At 55.0% G+C, this 16,796-nt stretch carries 19 protein-coding genes and 2 pseudogenes; 7 read left to right on the top strand and 14 right to left on the bottom strand.

Features of this window, described 5'->3' with window-relative positions; all coding sequences use genetic code 11:
- Positions 1–417: 417 nt before the first annotated feature.
- The gene (locus KR51_RS07630) at positions 418–726 is read right to left on the bottom strand and encodes a DUF4351 domain-containing protein (RefSeq protein ID WP_051358116.1); all 309 of its coding nucleotides are present in this window, start codon (positions 724–726) and stop codon (positions 418–420) included.
- Here KR51_RS07630 and KR51_RS19460 point away from each other — a divergent pair.
- The 3 genes from KR51_RS19460 (at position 720) to KR51_RS07620 (ending at position 2,622) form a co-directional block, all read left to right on the top strand.
- On the top strand, positions 720–953 hold the full coding sequence (locus KR51_RS19460; protein WP_156915019.1) for a hypothetical protein: 234 nt from the start codon (positions 720–722) through the stop codon (positions 951–953). The two genes, KR51_RS07630 and KR51_RS19460, sit on opposite strands and share 7 nt — an antisense overlap.
- 12 nt (positions 954–965) lie before the next feature.
- On the top strand, positions 966–2,183 hold the full coding sequence (locus tag KR51_RS07625) for a serine hydrolase domain-containing protein (protein ID WP_022606468.1): 1,218 nt from the start codon (positions 966–968) through the stop codon (positions 2,181–2,183).
- A 247-nt stretch (positions 2,184–2,430) separates the two neighbouring features.
- On the top strand, positions 2,431–2,622 hold the full coding sequence (locus tag KR51_RS07620) for a hypothetical protein (RefSeq protein ID WP_022606466.1): 192 nt from the start codon (positions 2,431–2,433) through the stop codon (positions 2,620–2,622).
- A gap of 418 nt (positions 2,623–3,040) precedes the next feature.
- Here the strand turns inward: KR51_RS07620 and KR51_RS07615 are convergent, their stop codons facing one another.
- The 4 genes from KR51_RS07615 to KR51_RS07595 all read right to left on the bottom strand — a co-directional run bounded on the left by KR51_RS07615 (position 3,041) and on the right by KR51_RS07595 (position 7,005).
- Positions 3,041–4,561 carry an ankyrin repeat domain-containing protein gene (locus KR51_RS07615; protein ID WP_022606464.1) on the bottom strand — a complete coding sequence of 507 codons (1,521 nt, stop codon included), beginning with the start codon at positions 4,559–4,561 and terminating at the stop codon, positions 3,041–3,043.
- 218 nt (positions 4,562–4,779) lie between these two features.
- The gene (locus KR51_RS07605; RefSeq protein WP_198016722.1) at positions 4,780–5,250 is read right to left on the bottom strand and encodes a VOC family protein; all 471 of its coding nucleotides are present in this window, start codon (positions 5,248–5,250) and stop codon (positions 4,780–4,782) included.
- 64 nt (positions 5,251–5,314) lie between these two features.
- Complete coding sequence (locus KR51_RS07600; protein WP_022606459.1) at positions 5,315–6,550, bottom strand: Y-family DNA polymerase; 1,236 nt, start codon at positions 6,548–6,550, stop codon at positions 5,315–5,317.
- Positions 6,550–7,005: a LexA family protein gene (locus tag KR51_RS07595; protein WP_232214559.1), complete on the bottom strand. Its 456-nt coding sequence runs from the start codon at positions 7,003–7,005 to the stop codon at positions 6,550–6,552. The genes KR51_RS07600 and KR51_RS07595 overlap by 1 nt, the downstream gene beginning before the upstream one ends.
- Before the next feature lie 253 nt (positions 7,006–7,258).
- Here KR51_RS07595 and KR51_RS07590 point away from each other — a divergent pair, with 253 nt between their 5' ends.
- Entirely contained in the window at positions 7,259–7,492 is a 234-nt protein-coding gene (locus KR51_RS07590) for a hypothetical protein (RefSeq protein ID WP_022606456.1), read from the top strand.
- Positions 7,489–7,686 (top strand): PIN domain-containing protein, encoded by a 198-nt coding sequence (locus KR51_RS20200; RefSeq protein ID WP_071783249.1) that lies wholly within the window; start codon positions 7,489–7,491, stop codon positions 7,684–7,686. The genes KR51_RS07590 and KR51_RS20200 overlap by 4 nt, the downstream gene beginning before the upstream one ends.
- A gap of 556 nt (positions 7,687–8,242) precedes the next feature.
- On the opposite strand, the gene KR51_RS20940 is transcribed toward KR51_RS20200, so the two are convergent.
- A complete protein-coding gene (locus KR51_RS20940) occupies positions 8,243–9,991 on the bottom strand; it encodes a calcium-binding protein (protein WP_022606454.1) in 1,749 nt (582 codons plus the stop codon).
- 643 nt (positions 9,992–10,634) lie between these two features.
- Between KR51_RS20940 and KR51_RS19430 the strand changes: the two genes are divergently transcribed.
- The gene (locus tag KR51_RS19430; protein ID WP_022606452.1) at positions 10,635–10,811 is read left to right on the top strand and encodes a hypothetical protein; all 177 of its coding nucleotides are present in this window, start codon (positions 10,635–10,637) and stop codon (positions 10,809–10,811) included.
- Between the two features lie 167 nt (positions 10,812–10,978).
- On the opposite strand, the gene KR51_RS21240 is transcribed toward KR51_RS19430, so the two are convergent.
- The 5 genes and pseudogenes from KR51_RS21240 to KR51_RS21230 all read right to left on the bottom strand — a co-directional run bounded on the left by KR51_RS21240 (position 10,979) and on the right by KR51_RS21230 (position 13,821).
- A complete protein-coding gene (locus KR51_RS21240) occupies positions 10,979–11,386 on the bottom strand; it encodes a calcium-binding protein (protein WP_408638099.1) in 408 nt (135 codons plus the stop codon).
- 9 nt (positions 11,387–11,395) lie between these two features.
- A pseudogene (locus tag KR51_RS21235) lies at positions 11,396–11,770 on the bottom strand (calcium-binding protein); the annotation flags it as partial.
- Positions 11,771–11,820: 50 nt separating this feature from the next.
- Positions 11,821–12,084: pseudogene (locus tag KR51_RS20190) on the bottom strand (calcium-binding protein); the annotation flags it as partial.
- A gap of 363 nt (positions 12,085–12,447) precedes the next feature.
- The gene (locus tag KR51_RS07565) at positions 12,448–12,648 is read right to left on the bottom strand and encodes a hypothetical protein (protein ID WP_040655565.1); all 201 of its coding nucleotides are present in this window, start codon (positions 12,646–12,648) and stop codon (positions 12,448–12,450) included.
- Positions 12,649–12,879: 231 nt separating this feature from the next.
- Positions 12,880–13,821, bottom strand: a complete 942-nt coding sequence (locus KR51_RS21230; protein ID WP_408638098.1) for a calcium-binding protein — start codon at positions 13,819–13,821, stop codon at positions 12,880–12,882.
- Between KR51_RS21230 and KR51_RS19410 the strand changes: the two genes are divergently transcribed.
- Positions 13,783–13,926, top strand: a complete 144-nt coding sequence (locus KR51_RS19410; RefSeq protein WP_022606446.1) for a hypothetical protein — start codon at positions 13,783–13,785, stop codon at positions 13,924–13,926. The genes KR51_RS21230 and KR51_RS19410 overlap by 39 nt on opposite strands.
- A 725-nt stretch (positions 13,927–14,651) precedes the next feature.
- Here KR51_RS19410 and KR51_RS20180 read toward each other — a convergent pair.
- The 3 genes from KR51_RS20180 to KR51_RS07545 all read right to left on the bottom strand — a co-directional run.
- Positions 14,652–15,482, bottom strand: a complete 831-nt coding sequence (locus KR51_RS20180) for a hypothetical protein (protein WP_022606444.1) — start codon at positions 15,480–15,482, stop codon at positions 14,652–14,654.
- Between the two features lie 393 nt (positions 15,483–15,875).
- Positions 15,876–16,010 carry a hypothetical protein gene (locus tag KR51_RS20930; RefSeq protein ID WP_269634896.1) on the bottom strand — a complete coding sequence of 45 codons (135 nt, stop codon included), beginning with the start codon at positions 16,008–16,010 and terminating at the stop codon, positions 15,876–15,878.
- 222 nt (positions 16,011–16,232) lie between these two features.
- The coding region (locus KR51_RS07545) for a calcium-binding protein (RefSeq protein WP_022606442.1) at positions 16,233–16,796 on the bottom strand (564 nt) is incomplete at its 5' end.

Raw genomic sequence — 16,796 nt, 5'->3', positions numbered from 1 at the left:
TTCTGGCGATTTCAGGCAAACTTTTGTCAGTCAATCAGTATCGGGAGTGTCAGCCCATGAACCTCTGAGAGTCATCGATCGCTTTCCCGAGATCATCTTTGATATTCGGGAGAGCCGGACTTGACCCTTGGAAGGCCATCTCCAAATCTCCAAGTTTCGCACTCCACTCTCATGAGGGCGAACTTCAACATCTGGAAAGTCAGCTTCAAACTTTTTGTTGTCCTGCCATGCCCTGACTCGGTGACGAGGGACATCTTACTATGCATACACGCTAAGGTTTGGCAATCGACTCAACATAGTTGATGAAGTTCAATGCGATCGCTTTACTCCATTCATCTAGGACTTTTGCATCGCGAGCAAGCCCGGGCACGGTTTACGGACGGCGATCGCAGAGTATTTCACGGTCGAGGCAAGACTTTACCCATTCGCCTGCAACCAACTCTGAAGCTCGGCAAGATCGGAGAACTCGAGCAGCATTTCGCCGAGGACTTCAAACTGCATGACAGAGAGGGCTTCTACGCGCGATCTCAAATCGGGAGAAAGCGGGCCGAGCTTGCACGCGAGCTGGCGGAGAACCACCGCTTGCTCGCCTCGCTTCACACCCCGCTCCTCCCCTTCCGCCAGAATCTCTTGGTAAATCACCGACTCTTGCATGACATCCTTCCCCAGCATTTGTTTGACGATCGCCGTCTCCAGAAGTAATCCCGCTAGCTCTGCACTTGCCATCGTACAGAAATCGTGTTGCTGCGTTACGGCGATCGCTTACCGGTGGTACGAACGCTACCGCTCTCGCAAGTGCCGGGTTGCCTCCCCTTGTCGTGCCCCTGAGCGAGGAAGCCCTCCGCGCAACATCCTGGAAGCCCGCCTCAGCCGCAGCGAACCAACCGCTGGGTCACGCTCAGTTGGTCGGTGCCGACATCCGCCTAGCAGGAGTGCGTTGTGCGATCGTGTAAGGTCCGCCGGTGATGGCGATGGTGGTGGCAAACAAAAAGGACCTGACCCCGGGCGGCGAGGTATGGGTTCGGCTTCGCTTAGGCGAAGTGTATATCGTTAATATCGACGACGATCGCGTCGTCACGACCGGCCTGTCCGCTTTTCCCGTGGCGAGTTCTGCGCGCCGTTATCCGAACGCCCCCGATGGAGAATTCATCATGACCGTAAGAAGCCTTTGCCTGGCGGCTTTCGCCGTTGTACTGTCTGCCTGCGGTGGAGATCCCGGCGAGGCCGTGGATGAACTCTTTGCCCCCTACGACGACCCCACGTTGCCGGGCGCCGCCGTGTTGGTCATCCAGGATAGCCAGAAGGTGCTTACTCGAACCTACGGCGCCGCGGACATGGCCACCAAGGTACCGGTTCGCTCTTCAACAAATTTCCGGCTGGCGTCGTTAACCAAGCAGTTCACCGCCACAGCCATTTTAATGCTCGTTGACGAGGGCAAGCTATCGCTAGATACGACCCTGGGGGAGCTCTATCCGTCGGTTAACGACTACGCAAAAGACATCACAGTCGAGCAGGTTCTGCGCCACCAGTCCGGCATGCCGGACTACGAGCCTATGGTCCCGGCCGATGGCGAGCAGGTTCACGATGTGGACGTGCTGCGGCTGATGGTGAATGCCGAGTCCGGTTATTTCCCGCCGGGCAGCGAGTACCGCTACAGTAATTCGGGCTATGCCGTTCTGGCGACGATCGTAGAGAAAATGTCCGGACAGACATTCGCAGAGTTTCTCGACCAGCGAATCTTCACGCCGCTGGGTATGGACGGAACGGTTGCCTTCGAGAAGGGTATCTCCACAGTTGCCAATAGGGCTTATGGCTACACTGTGACCGCTGATGGCGTGGACTTCAGCGACCAGAGTGTCTGGAGCGCGGTTCTGGGCGACGGCGGTGTCTACAGCTCGCTCGACGACCTTTATCTCTGGGACCAGGCGCTGTCTAGCGAAGGCCTCATCTCGCCCGGCCTGAAGCGACAGATGTTTACGCCTTCGCTAGGGACTTATGGCTTTGGCTGGCACATCGATGAGTATGACGGCAGCACTCGGCACCATCATGGGGGAAGCACGTCGGGGTTTCGCAACTTCATCCTGCGTATTCCTGAGAAGCAGCTGACGGTTATTGTCCTGACGAATCGGGCTGAGCCCGACGTTCGCGAGCTTGCCGAGCGGGTTGCCGACCTGTACTTCTAATCCAGTTGCTGCCGAGGTTGACCCATGTTTGTGCGCCCACGCGTCGTTGCTAGCGACGCGGCGTCGAGCTTCTCGCCAAGTAAACCCGACGCACCTCAACCAGAAAGCTTGCCGCCCCGCATCGAACCCCACGGATCTCCCTGCAGCAGACAAGCCAGACAGCTGGTCGCGCCCACCTAGCAGCAGCATGAGAGGCGATCGCGATCGCCTAGAGCCAGTTGAGTGCAACCCTGGAGAGGGTCAGCGCATGAATGCCAAGCTTGTTGACGCGATCGCTCAGCTAGTGCAGACACTGCCCAAGGAGGAACGCGACTTTCTGGACGCCAAACTACGGCAGGCAAGCGATCGCGGTTTCCCCAACGCGGCAGCGGTGCTCGGGGAACTCGGCGTGCGCTGGCTGCACGATCGCTTGGCTCTACTCAACATCGACCATGACTGAGTTATGTGAATGTCTCGAGATCGCCTCGAAGGTTGATAGGGAAGGAGCAGATGGCAGCTTGGGTTGATGTGGGCGTAAGTAGCTGACTCGATCGCATGGATTTGCTACGCCAATGCTGCAGCATCAGCAAACTTTGCGGCGATTACAGTAACCTTGACGGTGATATAGAAAGGAACACTGAGCTGTAGAAATCGATGCGCTTGGGTTTGCTACTGGCTGCTGGACAAGTCCGCCATTCCACTGCGTCTGCGCCTTACTGCGCGTTGCTATAATCCTGAATCCATTGCCCGTAAACCTGCGCGACGCGAGCAATTCCATCTATGGAAATACGCTCCAGCACCAGGCGGTTGACGAGTGCGCGGGTATCGGCGTCAATGGTCTTGGATTAGTTCAGGAAGCCTACCCTTTAGGATGGGGTTTAAAAATCTTCGTCCATACGTCCCATGCCCCGTATTGCACCACGGCTTTTTAGGAATAAATATATCTTTCTACTCTCCTCTGCTTTGATGTCTCTGTACAAAATATTCAAGATTGGAATATTTCTCCATTGCTCGTAGCACCCTTCTTCAGCCAGTAAAAGGGGTGTTGCCCATGACTTATCGAAAGCGTTGATATCCGCTCCACCATCTACTAAAATTTGAACGAGGTTAACCCTTCCGAATGAAATTGCACAATGAAGCGGAGTTCTTCCTCGAGAGATATTGGCCACATCCAATTCAGCTCCATTTTTAATTAAGAAATTGGCGACCGCAGCGCTACCCATTCTTGCTGCAGAATGAAGTGGTGTTTCATTATCTAAGTCGCGTTGATTCACGCTGTATCCTACGCTAACCAGCCAATCGGTGATGTTGACTGCATTCGATCGGGCCGCCTCATGCAGCAAATTTGAAGCCTCCTTTTGGGGATAAAGTCGCCCGCCACTGTCGAGTAATGTTTGAAAAGCGATGAGTTGGTCCTGCTTTAATGCAGTCATTAGAGGTGTATGCCCTTTCAAATCCTGAGCATTGACATCTGCCCCGTGCACGATCAACCGCTCTAGAGTAGCTCTGTCGCCGGATAGAACCGCAAAATGAAGCGGCGTTCTATTTTCATGACGCCTTCCATTTACATCAACACCTTGAGATAGGAAGACTGCCACAGCAGTTAAATCTCCATGTAACACGGCAAAATGAAGGCTGCGCTGTGCCCTCCATGCTAAAAGCATTTCAACGGTCGATTTTTGGTGATGGACTGCGGCTAACAGAAGGGGATCCTGGGCGACACCCGCTCCCTGAGTGACGTCTGCCCCGTTTTCGAGCAACAGCCGGACAATTTGATCGTGTCCGTACTGCGCTGCGATACTGAGCGGGGTAGGATTACGGAGATTTCCATCTTTACGGAGGTCTACAGCTACGCCTCGATTGAGAAGGGACTGCACGGTGTTCAGGTCATTTTTGCGAGCCGCTTCATGGAGCGGCGTCCAGGGGTCTCTGGTTCTGACAATAGACAGAACAATCAGCACGAGTGAATACGAAATAACACAATAGCCAAGCCAATCGGGAAATTCTTCAGTTGCCATGAGCATAAGTAAACATCGATCGCTGTGATTTGGATGCTCGGGTAGATTGAGCGATGTAACAGGATGGAGGGGGTGAAGTTTTTTGTGTAAGCGAGTGAATCTCGGGCAGTATAGATACTCTCTAAACAAAAACACTTTACAGGCTCGAGGATGGCGGAACAATTCGACCGGAGTGCCATTCTCACTCTTGATAGCGACTTCCAGATCTCTCACAAGCACCGAGACCAGCCAATTCAGGCGATCTTGCCCGGTTCTGACCGCTGAAACCAACAAGGCGATCGCATGACAGTTGCTGCGCGCAATGCTGCAAACTAGCAAGCCGCGATCGCGGCAAGAAGTTGATATTATCTGCTTCGACTCCGACAACGTCGAACCGCGCATCTTTGTCCGACAAAACTTCTGTTACTGCCCTGTTACGGGAGGATCGACTCAGGCAAGAATGTTAAGCTATCATCAGCTTCCTTGACACGGGTTAAAACCTTTTTAGCGGTGCAAGGAAACCCAACAAATATAACTATTGATAATATGAGGTCGTGACGAAGATGTCAGGGAGCCACCCTCTCGCGTATGCGAAAAAAATATGATAGTCTTCCGATGGGTCAGTGCTTGAAATGAAAAAGATTCCCGTCTGCGTCGGCAAAGTTGTCTCCATATGCATGAGCCCCTGTTGCCTTAAGCTTAGCAATAGTTTTTTCTAGATCTGCTTCTGCAAGCAAAAATTCCAAATGAGAAATGCCGTGAGTGGCATCACCAAGACGCTTAGTTCCCTCCGGATGATGACTACGTGCGAAAATTCCGAGAGTTTGATTTCCAATCTTAAAAAAAGCTGCATCCTCTTGCCGTGAAGCCAATTCAAGACCCAGTGTTTCCTCGTAGAATTTGCATTGTCCTTCAAAGTCGTTGGCAATGAAAATTACCGCATTTAGCCCTGAAATTCTGCCGTTCCTCGCATTGTTATACATGACAAAAAAATCCGTTGAAACTCTTTGATAATTTGCAGTGCCTGCCAGTCTTCCTGCAGAAATACCCTCACGGAAGAAGTTGGAAAGGTTGTGACGTGCTCCCGACACTCATGCTACGCATAGAAAGCAGGCTTATCCGGTCTTCAACCTTCGCGTTTTATACTAACAAACCCTAACCTCGTGCTATCGGCAGGTCCGCCCAAGACGTTGTGTAGCGCGGCGATCGCCTTCCTGCTTTCATGCGCCACTGTTGCTGAACTCCGGCTGCCGCGAAGCCAATTGTCCCGCGTCCCCAGCGCCGATTGATTTCGTCCAGTACCTGCATCAAATCGCGATCGCGCTCTCCCTCGGCTGCGACAAATAGATCGCCCTGTACCCGGGACTCCGTCACCAGACCATGCGCCACCACGCCCGCTTTCACATACGTGGAACCCGGACGGAAGAGCGCTGCTATACCTCGGTTGGCGTAGTGCAAGAGCGTCGGGGTATGGTTGCTTGCCATTGGCAGCGACAGCACGACCGAGCTTCCCTTGGACCCGTGCGGCCGAGCCCGAGTAAAGACCAGCAACGTTTCGGTTGCTTGTTGCTGACGGCGCAGTTTCTCCCCCAATCGACTGGCGTACGCCGCGATCGCCTCTCGCAGCTCCGCCAACTCCGTCACCGGTCGCCCGAACGATCGCGACACGCAGGTCTCGCGTTTCGGTGGTGGCACTAGCTCCAGTGACAGACAAGGAATGCCCCGCAATTCCAGCTGGAGACGCACGCCGATGACCCCCATCTCCTTCCGGACCACCGCCTCCGGCGCGTCGCGCAGCTCCAGTGCCGTCCGAATGCCACGCGATCGCAGTCGTTTGCCCCAGCGTTTTGCGATGCCCCAGATATCCTCAACGGCTGTTGCCTCCAGCAACTCGTCATTCCCTTCGAGCACGCACACGCCCTCTAGCGATCGCTTTGCCACGCGATTGGCCAGCTTCGCCAGTACTTTGGTCGGGGCAATACCAATCGATACCGGGATGCCCGTCCACTGCCGCACTCGCGCTCGCACCCACTGCCCGTATGCGGCTAGATTGTGCCGTGCAAAGCCCGCAAAATTTAGAAACGCCTCGTCGATGGAATAGACCTCCACTTGCGGCGCGCAGTCCTCCAGCACCGTCATCACCCGCGCCGACATATCGCCGTAGAGCGCGTAGTTTGACGACAGCACTGCGATGTCGTGCTGCCGGACCAGAGCGCGCACCTTGAAAAACGGGGTTCCCATGGCAATCCCGAGTGCCTTAACCTCCGGCGATCGCGCCACAATGCAGCCATCATTATTGGACAGCACCACCACCGGTCGCCGGGCCAGACGCGGGTCGAACACGCGCTCGCAGGAAACGTAAAAGTTATTGCAATCTACTAGTGCCAACATCAGAGCGTATGGACGACGTTAGTAACGACGCCCCAGATGTGACAGTCGGAGTCTTCCCCGACCGGGAGTGGGTCGTAGTTGGGGTTCTCCGGCACCAGATGGGGGCGACCGCGCAGGAAGCGCAGCCGCTTGACCGTTAGCTCGCCATCGAGCGCAGCCACGACCACCCTGCCGTCCGCAGGTTCTAGAGCCCGATCGACCACGAGCAAATCGCCGGAGTGAATGCCAGCGCCGACCATGGAGTCTCCCTCTACCCTCAAGAAAAACGTGGCGCTGGGATGCTGGATGAGGAGTTGATTGAGGTCGAGCTGTGCGTCGAGGTGGTCGTCGGCAGGGGAAGGGAACCCCGCCGCGATCGCGCAGGCATAAAGCGGGATGGCACAAGGCTCGCGGCAATCGCACTGCAGTACGGCGATCGCCCTGAGACCCTGCTGGAGGAAGGGAGAGGCAAGCACGGATATTACCAGTTCATATGTACTGATTAAACCCCATGCTTTTAAAATTGGCAAGCGGAAAATTCTGGCTGCCATGTGCTGGCTCGGCAGTCATTGCAGGTGGCGCAGTATGGCACGAGCGATCGCAGGCAATCAACACGTGTCGCTGCGAAAGCCGCCGATTCCCTGTTTCGGCTGCTGATATCACAGGTTTTGAGAGGGTCAATCGCGATAGCCTAGAACCAACTGAGTGCAGCCAGGAGGTGGTCAAAGCATGAATGTCAAGATTGTCGAGGCAATCGCCCAGCTCGTACAGACACTATCCAATGAGGAACGCAACCTTCTGGAAGCCAAACTGCATCAGGCAAACGATCGAGATGTCCCCAACGCTAACGCACGAACCCGATCTGTGTTGGACTTGGCGAAACCGTGGGTCGGTTGCATCAATGACGGGCCCGAAGATCTGGCAGCAAATGAGGCGTATATGGAGGGGTACGATGCACGATGAAACGCCGGTCAATTCTCGACACCGGACCGCTCGTCGCATTGCTGAACCGCCGCGATCGCCATCATCAATGGGCGACTTTACAATGGGCGGAAATCGAACCGCCCCTGCTGACCTGCGAATCCGTGTTGTCGGAGGCACTGTTTCTGTTGCGCGTTTTCTGTTGCGCGTTCGCCCGGTCGCCCGCGCGGCAGTGAAAGACTTACTCGCCAACGGTGCGATCGCAGTTGCATTCGATCTCGGGGAGGAACGGGAACAGATTCGAGACTGAATCGAACGCTACCAATCAGTGCCGATGTCGCTGGCAGATGCGTGCCTGGTGAGAATGGCAGAACAATTTGACAAAAGTGCTATTCTCACCCTCGATAGCGATTTCCAGATCTACCGGAAGCATCGAGATAAACCAATTCAGACGATCTCGCCCGGTTCTAACCTCTGAAACCAGTAAGGCGATCGCCGAGAGTCCGATCGCGATCGCGTCCCTGGAGTTGAGCGCCGCCGCCCGCGATCGCCCATAGTGTGGTTCTCCCGGCCTAGCGAGCTGGTCGGGAGGTTTTCGGAACCCCAACTTTGAGGAAAACATGAACTCATATGAATTATGAATACTGTCGCTTTTCTGAAGCACGCCGTTCAGTTAACTATGCCGGAGCTGGGCGCAATCCCTGCGCGAATGCAAAAAGCCTCCGAAGGTAAAGTCGGAGGCTCGAAGCGAAGCTGAAACAACTCTGAGATGGGCAACTGCCTCGACTCCGGTTATACCGTCGTAAAGTAATCAGCCGTTAGGGCAATTGCCGTCGTATCTTGCACGATTCCAATTCTGTCGCCGTTCCAGAGAATCTCCGTGTCTAGATCTGCAGCTCCCCCGTAGTTGAATCTTTTGTCAAGGCTGTAATCGCTGAGATTCCCGAGGATCTGGATCGTGTCTTCGAGATTGCTGCTGAAGTCAGTGATGCTGGCATACCCTAAACCCAAGTACAACACTCTGCCGAGATAGCCCAGGGCGAATGTATCGCTGCCAGCGCCGCCTGTGAGCGTGTCGAACTCGATTCTGTCACCGGCTCTGTCACCGAAGCCAAGCAGCCAATCGTCCCCGGCACCGCCACTCAGCTCGTCGTTGCCCTGCGCGCCGTACAGGCGGTCGTCGCCGTTCCCGCCGTTCAGCTCGTCGTTGCCGGTATCGCCGGACAGGAAGTCGTCGCCGTTCCCGCCGTTCAGTTCGTCGTTGCCATTATCACCGGACAGGAAGTCGTCGCCGTTCCCGCCGTTCAGGCGGTCGTCGCCATACTCGCCGCCCAGGCGGTCGCGGCCATCCCCGCCATGCAGGCGGTCGTCGCCGTTCCCGCCGGAGAGATTGTCGTCGCCGCTCCCGCCGTCCAGGAAGTCGTCGCCGTCCCCTCCGTAGAGATTGTCGATGCAGTCATCGCCGAACAGCAAGTCGTTGCCATCCTCGCCGAACAGATTGTCGGTGCCGTCTTCACCGAACAGCAAGTCGTTGCCATCCCGACCGGACATTATGTCGTCCCCATCACCGCCACGAATTACGTTACCAGCAGCATTTCCGATGATGGTATCGTCGCCGTAGCCCGTGTAGATGTTCTCAAAATTGGCAATGACCTCGACGCCATCGTCAAGAGGGGGCAAGCTAGCAACTTCGGTCGTCAGGTCGAAGGTGCCGCCAACGTACAAGTAACGATAACTGACCGTATCGATGCCTGCTCCGCCGTCCAGGAAGTCGTTGCCGACCCCGCCATCCAGGAAGTCGTTGCCGACCCCGCCATAGAGGGTGTCTTTGAAGTGCCCACCGTAAAGGGTGTCGTTACCGAGCCCGCCGTAGAGGGTGTCGTCGCCGTTCCCGCCGTCGAGGGTGTCGTTGCCGAACCCGCCGTTGAGGGTGTCGTTGCCATACCCGCCATTGAGGGTGTCGTTGCCGAACCCGCCGTCGATGGTGTTGTCGCCGGACACGCCGAAGAGAGTGTCGTCACCGTTCCCGCCGCTTAGGTCGTCGTCACCGTTCCCGCCGCTTAGGTAGTCGTTGCCGTTCCCGCCGCGGAGGGTGTCGTTGCCGTTCCCGCCCAATAGGTAGTCGTCGCCGTCGCCCCCGTCGAGCGAGTCATTGCCGTCCTCGCCGTACAGTAAGTCGTAGCCGTCCCCGCCGTCGATGTAGTCGTCGCCGTTCCCGCCGTACATTTCGTCATCACCGTCCCCACCGATGAGAGTGTCGTTGCCGTCCTCGCCGTACAGTAAGTCGTAGCCGTCCCCGCCATCGATGTAGTCATCGCCGTTCCCGCCGAGCAATACGTCGTGACCGCCATAACCGTAGAGTGTGTCGTCACCGTCCCCACCGTCCAGGCGGTCGTTGCCGTCCCCACCTTCCAGGAAATATCCAAGGAAGACTTTTCTGAGGGAGTCTTTAAGGACGTTCTCCGGTGAAGTGTTTTCCTCCGGTTGTGGGTGGTCTTTCTCCATAAGTAGGTGGTTTTTCTCCAGTGGGTAGTCAGTCATGGTTCTACTCCTAGTTAAAAGAGTCCGAGCGAGGGAAGATAGAAAACAACGAATAACATAGAGTCAGAGGCTTGAGTCGGTTTAGACCTATCGCAACTTTCTACAATTTTTTTGGGTTGCGTGGGATTCAACTCACACCCTTAGTGTCGCAAGCTCTCAAGATTCTGACGAGGATCGCGGTCGCACATTGAATTGATTTCTTCTCGCGTCAGGAGTAATTCTTGTCTTGTTTTTAGCCCGATCGCGCCCCTGCAACTAAGTGACACCTGGCAGCTTGCGATCGCCCGAATCAACCGGCGCAGGTCGTGTTGAAGTTGGGATGAATGCAGAGTGCGAACAGATCTGTCGTGCCGGGACGTGCAAAAGCAAAACCTTTGCCAGAACTGACATCCAGACGCTCATCCAATCGCAGGCGGTCCAGTTTGCCCTACGGGTAACAAGGGGGCGCGAGATCTGAGCACTCGCACCCTCAACGAGCGATCGGCTTACGGAGCGATCGCCGAGCGCAGAGGTCCCGATCGCGATCGCTTCCCAGGAGTAGCGCACGAATGCGTGAGCGATCGCGCATAGAACGAATCTACCGATCCTGTTCGCTGGGTTGAGAGATTTTGGTAGGCACCCTTCAAGGGAAACATGAACTTATATGGATCTGGATCTGGCTTTTCCCGTCAAGTCTGCAACAATTGCACAAACAATTGCACACCAGGGGTTCCAAGGCTTGTGTGATACCCAACAGGCTGGGGCTATTGAGATCGCACAACTGGATAATAAGGCTTTCGAGCGCTTCCAAGACCTGCCGATTTTACTCGCCAAAAAATAACGAGAAAAGTCATATATAAAAAGTTGATTCCTGAATCACATCTGAAAGTTGACAATGCCTGAGCTGGATGCAAATCCCCGAGCGCGTGCAAAAAGCCCTCAAGCGTAAGTCGGAGGCTCGAAGTGAAGTTGAAACAGCGCCCAGATGGGCAGCCTTTTCGACTCAGGTTACACCGTTGTAAAGTAATCAGCCGTCAGTGCAATTGCCGTTGTATCTTCCACGACCGCGATCAAGTCGGTGCCCAGGAGAATCGCCGTGTCTAGAGCTGCACCCCCCCCGTAGTTGACGCTTTGGTCGAGGCTGTAATCGCTGAGATCGCCGTGGATCTGGATCGTGTCTTCGATAGCAAGCGAATCGCTGGTGAAGTCAAGAATTTGGGCGTGACCGTCCCCCTGGTAGAACACGCCGTCGAGATCGCCCAGAACGAACGTATCGGTACCGCTACCACCAAGCAACACGTCGTACTCAGAACTGCTGTCGCCGAAGCCAATCAGCGTATCGTCTCCGGCGTTGCCAATCAGCCAATCGCTGCCCTGGCCGGCGAACAGGACGTCGTTGCCGTTCCCGCCATACAGGTAGTCGTTGCCGTTCCCACCATACAGGCGGTCGTTGCCTTGACCGCCGTCGAGGACGTCGTTGCCGTTTTGACCGAGCAGGCGGTCGTTGAGGTTCCCGCCATGCAGGCGGTCGTCGCCGTCCTGACCGAGCAGGCGGTCTGCGCCGTCGTTGCCGAACAAATAGTCGTTTCCATCTTCACCATACAGCAAGTCGTTGTGGTCCCCGCCATACAGGTAGTCGTTGCCGTTCCCGCCATACAGCAAGTCGTTGTGGTCCCCGCCATACAGGTGGTCGTTGCCGTTCCCACCATACAGGTGGTCGATGCCGTTCCCCCCATGCAAGCGGTCGTTGCCGTCCCCGCCATACAGGCGGTCGTCGCCGTTGTCACCATATAGCAAGTCGTTGCCGTCCCCCCATACAGGTGGTCGTTGCCGTCCCCGCCGGCAAGGAAGTCGATACCGTCCCCGCCATACAGGCGGTCGCCGCCGTTGTCACCATACAGCACGTCGTTGCCGTTCCCGCCGACAAGCAAGTCGTGGCCGTTGCCGCCATTCAGGCGGTCGTCGCCATTCCTGCCATACAGGCCGTCGTTGCCGTTCCCGCCATTCAGGCGGTCGTTGCCTTGACCGCCTTCGAGGACGTCGTTGCCGTCCTTGCCGTAAAAGTGATACTCGCCGAAGGCACTTTCGATGTCGATCGACTGGATGTAAATCATTGTTTTGCTCCTGGTAAAAAGAGGCTAAACGAAGGAATACTGCAAACGATGAATAGCATAGAGTCAGAAGCTGGAGTCGATTTAGACTCATCGCATCTTTCTAAATTTGGTCGGTTTACATTGGATTCAACTCACACCATTAGTGTTGCAAGCTCTCAAGATTCTGACGAGGATCGCGGTCGCTAATTGAATTGATTTTTTCTCACCTCAGGAGCAATTCGTGTCTTGTTATTAGACCGATCGCGCTCTTGAAATTAAGTGACACATGGCAGCCTGCGATCGCGCGAATCTCAGCGCAGGTCGCTTTGCCGTTGGGATGAAGGTAGAGGGCAAACGTATTTATTGAGCGGGGAGGTGCACAACTCAAACCCCTGCCAGAACTGATGTCCAGCCGCTCGTCCGATCGCAGACAGTCCGTTTTGCTTCACGTGTAACAAGGGGTGCGGGATCCGAACGCTCGCACTCCCAACAAGCGATCGGCTTACGGTGCGATCGCAGAGCGCAGACGTCCCGATCGCGATCGCTGCCCAAGAGTTGCGCATTGATGCGTGAGCGATCGCGCATAGCAAGACTCTCCCGATCCAGTTCGCTGGGTTGGTAGAGTTTTTGTACGCGACCTTCGTGAAAAATATGAACTCATATGAAAAAGTGTCGATTCCCAAAGCACAACGTTAAGTTAACAATGCCTGAGCTGGATGCAATCCCCTAGCGCGCGCAAAAAACCTCCGACCGTGAAGTCGGAGGCTCGAAGCGAAGCTGAGGCAGCGCGAAAATCGGCAGCAATCTCGGATCTGCTTACACCGTCGTAAAGTAATCAGCCGTTAGGGCAATTGCCGTCGTATCTTCCACGACCCCGATCACGTCGCTGCCCCGGAGAATCACCGTGTCTAGAGCTGCAGCCCCCCCGTAGTTGACGCTTTGGTCGAGGCTGTAATCGCTGAGATCGCCAAAGATCTGGATCGTGTCTCTCGAATTGCTGGTGAAGTCAGTGATGCGAGCGTGCCCAGACCCAACGTAGAACAGGGTGCTGGAAACACCCAGAACGAACGTATCGGTGCCGGCGCCCCCTATGAGCGTGTCGAACTCGGAACTGCTGTAATCGAAGAAGCCAACCAGCGTATCGTCCCCGGCGCCGCCAACCAACACGTCGCTGCCCTGACCGCCGTAGAGGCGGTCGATGCCGCTCCCACCGTAGAGGGTGTCGTTGCCCTTCCCGCCATAGAGCTTGTTGATGCCGTCATAGCCGTACAGTAAATCGTCGCCGTTTCCGCCATGGAGCTTGTCGTTGCCGGGTCCGCCGTTGAGAACGTCTTTGCCGTTCCCGCCGCCGAGAGAGTCTTTGCCGTCCCCGCCGTCAAGGCTGTCGTTGCCGTCCCCGCCGCTGAGGCTGTCATTACCGGGCCCGCTGTAGAGCTTGTCATCGCCGTTCCCGCCGTCGAGGCTGTCGTCACCGGGCCCGCCGTAGAGGGTGTCATTGCCGTCCCCGCCGTCAAGGCTATCGTTACCGGGCCCGCCGTAGAGGTAGTCGCCGCCGTCGTCGCCGTAGAGGGTGTCGTTCCCATCACCCCCGCCGAGGGTATCGTTGCCGTCACCGCCGTAGAGGCTGTCGCCGCCGTCGCCGCCGTAGAGGGTGTCGTTGCCGACATCGCCGTAGAGCTTGTCGTTGCCGTCCCAGCCGTACAGTAAGTCGTCTCCGCCATGACCGTAGAGCTTGTCGTTGCCGTCCCAACCCTCCAGGCGGTCGTTGCCGGGCCCGCCGTCCAGGACTTATCCAAGTGGACCGACCAGGACATTGGGGGAAGTGGCTTGTTCGAGGGTGTAGTTGAAGGCGTTCTCAAATAGGTAGAAAGTCATTGTTTTGCTCCTGGTTGAGAGAGGCTGAACGAGGGAATGCTGCAAACGACGGATGGCATAGAGTCAAAACTGGAGTTTTTTAGACTCATCGCATCTTTCTAAATTTTTCGGGTTGTGTGGGATTTAACTCACACCATTAATGTCTCAAGCTCTCAAAACTCTGACGAGGATCGCGGTCGCAAATTGAATTGATTTCTTATCACGTTGGAAGTAATTCATGTCTTGATTTAGCCCGATCGCGCTCTTGCAATTATGTGACATAGCGCAGCTTGCGATCGCCCGAATCAACCTTAGTAAGCCGCGTTGTAGTTGGAATGAATGTAGAGGGTAAACGGATCTGTCGTTCTGGGCGTGAAACATCCAAACCCATGCCAGAACTGACATTCAGACACTCGCCCGATCGCAGATTGTCCGGTTAGCTTCACAGGTAACAGATGGAGCGAGTTCCGAGGGATCGTACCTCCAACAAGCGATCGGATTACGGAGCGATCGCCGAGCGCGGAGCATCCGATCGCGATCGCTAAAACCTTCCCCCTCTTCGCACTTCCTCAATACTCCAGATTCGAGACAGCCGGCGAGCCACAGCCACCTGGAAAGAACACCTGACTTGGCGAATATCGAGACACCGGTGAGTCACGTAGAATCGTAGCTATATCAATGAGGAATAGTCGGGCAATTCAGACCGACTATTGCCAGGAGTCCCTCTCTAGAATTCAGTTTTTTTCAGTCAAAGTCAGGGTGTAGGTGTCGGCGCAGGAATATATCGGTTGAATGGAAATATCATAATTTCCCTGATTTTGCGGCCACGAAATAGTAGGGGGAACCCATGTACTCCCTTCAGTATTTCGTGACGGGATAAACTGAAAAGTGCGATCCTCATCAATGCTGTAGGTTAAAGCTGGGTAGGGAGATACAAACTGTGTTCCCGGGCAGCCATCAAGAATAATTCGTTGGTCTCCAGGTCCAATGGAGGTGGTTCCGTTCGTAAGCTCGTATGGATGTAAATTAACGTAATTGCGTAAATGAACCCATTTATTGGTCTTATTCAAGAGATAGTAGATAGGATTTGCTAGTTTTGGCTCCTTAGGCGTAAGGTATTGGCTACCAACTGGGTAGATATGCAGCGTGGCAGTGTACATATCATAACCACCCTTTTTCTTCGAAATCAGTATCGCATTTTCCATGACCACAAAGTATCCAGCAGACTCAGCTGAAAAACCATACTTATTAGGCGTTTGGCAATAAACATAGACACACGCAGTGTAAGTCTCGTAGCCATCAGTCTGCCCTGTGACGGCAGTCTCGGTTCCATAGTTTATTTTCATCACACAACCACTGGAACCAGGAAAATAGTAATTAACGTACCCGGAAGCCTCATGACTCCCACTTGCATATCCGGTAAAGGCCCTCTTGTTCATGCTACCGGCAGGAATGGTTCGAACCGGTCCGTGTTCGATATCTCCTTGGTACAAATGCATGCTTTCGGCATAATTAACATCCTCTTTGGTGTGATTAGAAATATTTACGGTTACGTGATAGCCCATTTTGTTCGGTCACTCCTAATGGCTGGTACTCTTGATACTAAATTGAGTAATGGATCGGACGCAAAGATTATAACTCAGAATTTTTGATCCTAGAGTTTTCTCTCCCTAATTCAAGAACAAAGTGGCGCAGGGCTTCTGGATGAGGAGTTGATCGAAATTGAGTCGGGTTTCGAGGCGATCGTTGGCAAGAGAAGGGGACCCCGCCGCGACCGCGCAGGCATAGAGTGAGTTAGCACAGAGGTCGTGGCAATTGCACTGTAGTAGGCGATCGCCCTGAGACGGTTTTGGGAGAAGGTAGAATCAAGCACGGATACGTCCAGTTTATGTGTACCGATTACCCTCCCCCCTGTTTTCCAGCTTCATAAGCGGAAGTTGCCTGCTGATGCACGCTGCTTAGTATTCATTCCAGATGACGCGACACGGCGCGAGCGATTGCTCAGTCGCCCTTGGATCGCGCGGGCGATCGCTGTCTGAGCCAGCCCGCACGAATTGCACGTGGAGTTGAGCACTACGGAAGCGATCGCGCATAGAACGAATCTTCCGATCCAGTGCGCTGGGTAGAGAGATTTTGGTAAGCCACCTTCGAGGAAAACACGAACTCCTGTGAATAGCGTCGATTCTTGAAGCAAACCACCGATAAGTTGACAATGCCTATGCTGGGAGCAATCCCAGAGCGCGTGCAAAAAAGCCTCCGAGGGTGTAGTTGGAGGCTCAAAAAGAAGCTGAAGCGGCGCACTGATGGTCAGCCATCTAGACTTCGGTTACCCCAACCGTAAAGTAATCGGGCGTCAGGGCAATTTGTGTCGTGTCTAGCACGAGCCCGATCAGTCTCGATTCGCTGCCGACGTGCCACAAAATTGCCGTGTCAGGAGCTGAGCCTCCAAAGTTGTAGCCGTGGTTTGTGGTTAGGCTAAAGTGGCTGAGACTGAGGGGGAGCTGAATCAGGTTTTGCTCACCGGGAACCCCTGTGAAGTCTTCGATTAAGGAGAACCCACTCCCCTGGAAGAACTCAAAGCTGCGAGAGGCCGGAACGAATGTATCGTTGCCTCTCCCGCCGATTAAGCGGTTAATCCCGGAACTGTCGTCACCAAAGCCAACCAGCGTATCGTCGCCGTTCCCGCCAACCAAAGTATTGTTGCCGTTCCCGCCTATCAGTATGTCGTCGCCGTCCTCGCCGTACAGCTGGTCGGAGCTGTCCCCGCCGTAGAGGCGGTCGTTCCCGTCCCCGCCGATGAGGTAATTCCAGCCGTCCTGGACGCACAGTATGTCGTCTCCGCTCCCGCCGAATAGGGTGTCGTCGCCGACCCCGCCCTC

Origin of the sequence: Rubidibacter lacunae KORDI 51-2, from assembly GCF_000473895.1 — a bacterium.
GTDB classification, from domain to species: domain Bacteria; phylum Cyanobacteriota; class Cyanobacteriia; order Cyanobacteriales; family Rubidibacteraceae; genus Rubidibacter; species Rubidibacter lacunae.
This window is presented reverse-complemented; position numbering and strand designations above follow the sequence as displayed.